Consider the following 4,529-nt stretch of genomic DNA (forward strand, 5'->3'; position numbering starts at 1 on the left):
AGTTAAAGCCCAAATTTGAGTAAATTCGGGCTTTAGATTTTAAATTTTACTTCGAGCAAGCGCTCTTGCCGTCCATCACGGGCTGGATAGACGAGTTGTCCGCGCCGCCGTCATCGTTGATATTTTCGATTATCTCCCACAGCCTAGCCGCCGCTTTTTCGTAGCGTTTAGCCGTGACGGAGTTTGGCTCGTAAAAGCTCACCGGCTTGCCGCTGTCGCCGCCGACTCTAACGGCAGGCTCGATAGGTATCTGGGCTAGCACTTCGGTGTTATAAGCTTTTGCCACTTCCTCGGTCGTGCCTTTGCCAAATATATCATACTCCTTGCCGCTTTCAGGGCAGATAAATCCGCTCATATTTTCTATCACGCCGGCGATCGGGATGTGAAGCTTCTCAAACATATCAAGCGCTCTTTTGCTATCATCAAGCGCCACTACTTGCGGCGTCGTAACGCACACGCCAGCAGTTACCGGTACGCTTTGAGCTAGGGTTAGCTGCGCGTCGCCGGTTCCTGGAGGCATATCGAGAAACAGCACGTCCAGCTCTCTCCAAAATACGTCTTTAAGTAGCTGCTCGATAGCTTTCATGATCATCGACCCGCGCCAGATGAGGCTCATGCCTTCTTCCATTAGCACGCCCATACTCATCATCTCCACGCCGTGAGTTAGGATCGGTTTTAGCTTGTTGCCCACGACTTGCGGCTGCGTGCCTACTTCGCCCAGCATCCTAGGGATATTTGGACCGTAGATATCTGCGTCTAGGATGCCTACTTTTTTGCCTAGTTTTGCCATCGAGATAGCTAAATTTAGCGTCGTAGTGCTCTTGCCCACGCCGCCTTTGCCCGAGCTTACCATTACGAAATTTTTGATCTGCGGAGCGATATTTTTACCGCTTTGAGTGTTGCTTTTTTCTTCTGGGATTTTTGGCTGGATGATGTTTATGACGCACTCGTTTGAGCCCATCACGCGCTTTATGTCGGTTCGCAGCTCGTTTGCTACGTCCGGATTTGAGCTTACGATCTCGACCTCGATTAAAATTTTCTCGCCGATTTCGACGTTTTTTACGAATCCAAAGCTCACGATATCTTTCTCAAAGCCCGGATAAATTACGCCTTTTAGTCTGTTTAAGACATCCTCTTTACTTAACATTTTTCTCCTTCGTTAGATTTTTCGAAATTTTATACGCGCAAAATTTAGGCCCGCACATCGAGCAAAATTCCGCCTTTTTAAACGACTCTTGCGGCAAGCTCTCATCGTGTAGCTCGCGCGCCCTCTCGGGATCTAGGCTTAGCTCAAACTGTCTGTTCCAATCAAATGCGTATCGAGCGTCGCTCATCGCGTGATCGCGCTCTATCGCGCCTGCCTTGCCTAGCGCGACGTCGGCTGCGTGAGCGGCGATCTTGTGTGCCACGATGCCTTCCCTCACGTCGTTTGCGTTTGGCAAACCGAGGTGCTCTTTGGGCGTCACGTAGCACAGCATCGAGGCTCCGTAAAAGGCCGCCATCGTCCCGCCGATAGCCGAAGTGATGTGATCGTACCCCGCGCCGATGTCCGTAGGCAGCGGTCCTAGCACGTAAAAAGGCGCGCCGTGGCACAGCTCGCGTTCGATTTTCATATTATACTCTATTTGGTTTAAAGGAATATGACCCGGTCCCTCGATCATCACCTGTACGTTTTTCTCCCATGCGCGTAGCGTTAGCTCGCCTAAAACGCGTAGCTCGCTAAGCTGAGCCTCGTCAGTCGCGTCGTATAGGCAGCCGGGACGCAACCCGTCGCCTAGAGATAGCGCGACGTCGTGAGCGGCGCAAATTTCCAAAATATCGTCAAAGGCCTCGTAAAACGGATTTTCTTTATGATGGTGCATCATCCAGCTAGCAGTTAGGCTACCGCCGCGGCTAACGATACCCATCTTGCGCTTTGCGACCAGCGGCATAAATTTGAGCAAAAACCCCGCATGTATAGTAAAGTAGCTAACGCCCTGGCGCGCCTGCTTTTCAAGCGTTTTTAGGATGTCCGCCGCCTTCAAATTTTCCACTTCTTTTATGTCGCGGATGATCTGATACATCGGCACGGTGCCTATGGGGACGGTCGAGTTTGCGATTATGGCGCTTCTGATCGTATCCAGATCGCCGCCCGTGCTTAGATCCATGACCGTGTCGGCGCCGTATTTTAGGCAAATTTGCAGCTTTTCAAGCTCGGCGTCTATATCGCTGCTTAGGCTTGAGTTGCCGATATTTGCGTTGATTTTGGTTTTGGCCTCCCTGCCGATCGCCATCGGGAGCAAATTTGCGTGATGGATGTTGGCGGGGATTATCATCTTGCCCGCGGCGACCTCGCTTCTAACGAGCTCGGGATTTAGTGCTTCAGCCTGCGCTACGTAGTTCATCTCGGGCGTTATGACGCCTTTTTTGGCATAGTACATCTGCGTCGGAGTTTTGTCGGCGGAGTCAAATTTGACCCGAAATTCTTTCATATTTCGCTCCTTAAATTTTTGATTCTAATATTACTCAAAAAAGATAAAAACAAGCTTTTTATCTGTATAATATCGTAACACTTCGCCAAAGGAGAAATTTTGCTAGACGTTACGCTGATAATGCTCGGAGCCGGAAGCTCTAGCCGTTTTGAAATGCCCGTTAAAAAGCAGTGGTTGCGCGTCGGAGGCGATCCGCTATGGCTCTTTGCCGCTAAAAATTTAAGCTCGCATTATGCTTTTAAAGAGATAATCATCGCTTCAAACGAGGAAAAATATATGAGCAAATTTGCCCCGTCGTATCGCTTCGTAAAAGGCGGCGCGACGCGTCAAGAGAGCCTAAAAAACGCTCTTAAGCTCGTTCAAAGCGAATTTGTCTTGGTTAGCGACATCGCTCGTCCGATGATTAGCGCGGAGCTTTTTTCTCGCATAATAGGCGGCATCCAAAACGCCGACTGCGTCGTGCCTGCGCTAAAGGTGCCCGATACCGTTTATCTGGGTGCCAATGCTGTAGATAGAGAGCAGATCAAGCTCATCCAAACTCCGCAGCTCTCGCGCACGGCGATGCTAAAAAGCGCGCTTGAATCGGGTCAAATTTACACCGACGATAGCTCGGCGATAGCGGCTGCGGGCGGTAAAATTTGGTATGTACAAGGCGATGAAAACGCGAGAAAAATCACGTTTAAAGACGACCTTTCTAAAATTTACGGCCTTAGCGCGCCCTCGAGCGAAATTTACGTCGGGAACGGTTTTGACGTGCATGCCTTTGAAGAAGAGAAAAAAGAGGGAAGTTTCGTAACAATCGGCGGCGAAAAAATCCCTTTTGAAAGAAATTTAAAGGCCCACTCCGACGGCGACATAGCTATCCACGCGCTCATCGACGCGGTGCTAGGAGCGGCCGGGCTGGGCGATATAGGCGAGCATTTCCCCGATACCGACGATAAATTTAAGGGTGCGGACTCGGCTGTGTTACTAAAAGAAGCATATAGGCTCGTTCAAAGCGTCGGTTTTGAGCTGATAAACGCCGATATTACCGTTATCGCCGAGAGGCCAAAGCTTAGTAAATTTAAATCCGCGATGGAAATAAACATCGCAAATGCGCTAAATTTAGCCCCAAGCCGCATAAACGTAAAGGCCACGACGACCGAGAAGCTAGGCTTTACGGGGCGAGGCGAGGGTATAGCCGCCACGGCGTCGGCGAGTCTAAAAATTTACGACTGGACGGCAGAGCGACGTTAAAAAATCACGACGCTTTGCGTAAAAAACGCCAAAGTTTTAAGGTAAGAGGATAAAGTAAAGGAAAATAAAAAATGAAAGCAAAAAAATGAGAGTTTTGATAATAGAAAACGAAATCTACCTAGCCCAAAGCATCGCATCAAAGCTAGAAAATCTAGGCTACGAGTGCGAGATAGCAAGGAGCGCGGCGGAGGCGATGAAAAGCGAGCCCGAGCAGAGGGCAAAGGAGGGCGCCAAGGACGTACACTTTGACGTAGTACTGCTCTCTAGCGCGTTTGCGGGCGACGACACGCTAAAAATCATACAAAAATTTAAAGACTCCGTCGTCATCCTGCTCATCACCTACATCAGCAACGACACCGTCTCGATCCCGATAAAAGCGGGCGCTAGCGACTACATACAAAAGCCGTTTATGATCGAGGAGCTGGTGCGAAAGATCAAGCATTTTGAGGAGTTTAGGCGGCTGCAAACGTTTATAAAAACCTACCAGGACTACCTAAACTATCATTTTAAGGCCGTCTCGGCGCTAAATTTCGACTTTAAGCGCATAAAGCTGCCTCTTCTCATAAAGTGTAATAAAATGATAAACGCCGATAATTTCGTTTTCGAGTACGCAAAGGCGCTAAATTTGAGCTTCAAATACGTCCCGCTAGAGCCAGGCATCGACGTAGAAGCCGTAGCCGCGGCAAATCCGCGCACGCTTTTGTATTTTTCAAATTTTCAAATTTTACGCCAAGAGGCTAAAAATCAGATCGTATCTCTCGCCGCTAAACGCAAGCTCATCGCAAGCTCGACCAATCCGAACGAAGAAGCGCCGATGGAGAC

At 49.3% G+C, this 4,529-nt stretch carries 4 protein-coding genes; 2 read left to right on the forward strand and 2 right to left on the reverse strand.

What is annotated here, in order from left to right; genetic code table 11:
* Positions 1–46 precede the first annotated feature (46 nt).
* Complete coding sequence (locus RYL88_RS11640; protein WP_314991489.1) at positions 47–1,147, reverse strand: Mrp/NBP35 family ATP-binding protein; 1,101 nt, start codon at positions 1,145–1,147, stop codon at positions 47–49.
* Positions 1,137–2,471 carry a phosphomethylpyrimidine synthase ThiC gene (gene thiC / locus RYL88_RS11645; protein WP_314991491.1) on the reverse strand — a complete coding sequence of 445 codons (1,335 nt, stop codon included), beginning with the start codon at positions 2,469–2,471 and terminating at the stop codon, positions 1,137–1,139. The genes RYL88_RS11640 and thiC overlap by 11 nt, the downstream gene beginning before the upstream one ends.
* A 99-nt stretch (positions 2,472–2,570) precedes the next feature.
* Between thiC and RYL88_RS11650 the strand changes: the two genes are divergently transcribed.
* Complete coding sequence (locus RYL88_RS11650) at positions 2,571–3,707, forward strand: bifunctional 2-C-methyl-D-erythritol 4-phosphate cytidylyltransferase/2-C-methyl-D-erythritol 2,4-cyclodiphosphate synthase (RefSeq protein ID WP_314991493.1); 1,137 nt, start codon at positions 2,571–2,573, stop codon at positions 3,705–3,707.
* An 85-nt stretch (positions 3,708–3,792) separates the two neighbouring features.
* Positions 3,793–4,529 (forward strand): response regulator (locus RYL88_RS11655; RefSeq protein WP_314991495.1); only part of this gene is annotated, 737 nt, incomplete at its 3' end.

Source organism: uncultured Campylobacter sp., assembly GCF_963517995.1.
GTDB lineage: Bacteria > Campylobacterota > Campylobacteria > Campylobacterales > Campylobacteraceae > Campylobacter_A.